Origin of the sequence: Alterirhizorhabdus solaris (assembly GCF_007785815.1) — a bacterium.
GTDB classification, from domain to species: Bacteria; Pseudomonadota; Alphaproteobacteria; order Sphingomonadales; family Sphingomonadaceae; genus Alterirhizorhabdus; species Alterirhizorhabdus solaris.
This window is the reverse complement of record NZ_VNIM01000224.1, coordinates 1-570: the sequence shown is the minus strand read 5'-3', so window position 1 is coordinate 570 and position 570 is coordinate 1. Positions and strand designations below refer to the sequence as shown.

Annotated in this window: 1 protein-coding gene; it reads right to left on the bottom strand. The window is 59.3% G+C overall.

Translation table 11 applies throughout. The annotated features are described in order from the left end of the window. Nucleotides 1-187: 187 nt before the first annotated feature. A partial coding sequence (locus tag FOY91_RS21455) for a transposase (RefSeq protein WP_203234676.1) occupies nt 188-570 on the bottom strand: 383 nt, incomplete at its 5' end.

Sequence of the window (570 nt, the reverse complement as noted above, 5' to 3'; positions counted from 1 at the left end):
TTCAAGAACCGCCGCCTGGTCCGCGACTATGAGCAGCTCACCGCCGTCGCCGAAACCCTCATCACCATCGCCGCCTCCGCCACTCTGCTACGTCGATGGACGTGAGGAGACGGCCTTTTCAAACGCACTCTTAGAAAAGTTACTGAAAACGTTCGATATTGTAGTGTTTAATACCAAGGTTCAGTGATCATAACCCACAGGCCCAATCGCGGAGACCGAGCGACATGATGCGCCAGGGTTGCTCGACGAGCTTGTTCCAAGCGTCGCAGCAATGGTCGACGATCTCGTCGTAGGAGCCGAACACGCGGTTCGAGAGCCAGTTGTCGCGCATAAACTGCCACACGTTTTCCTGCGGATTGAGCTCCGGGCTTTTCGATGGGATCGCTACGATCGAGATGTTGACGGGAAGCTCGAGCTTCGGCGTCAGGTGCCAGCCGGCCTGGTCCATGAGCACCACGGCGTGGGCGCCGGGGGCGACATGCAGAGCGATCTCCGCCAGGTGCAGGTTCATTGTGTCGGTGTTGCAGAACGGCAGGACGAGGCCGGCCGCCTTTCCCTCCTGCGGGCATA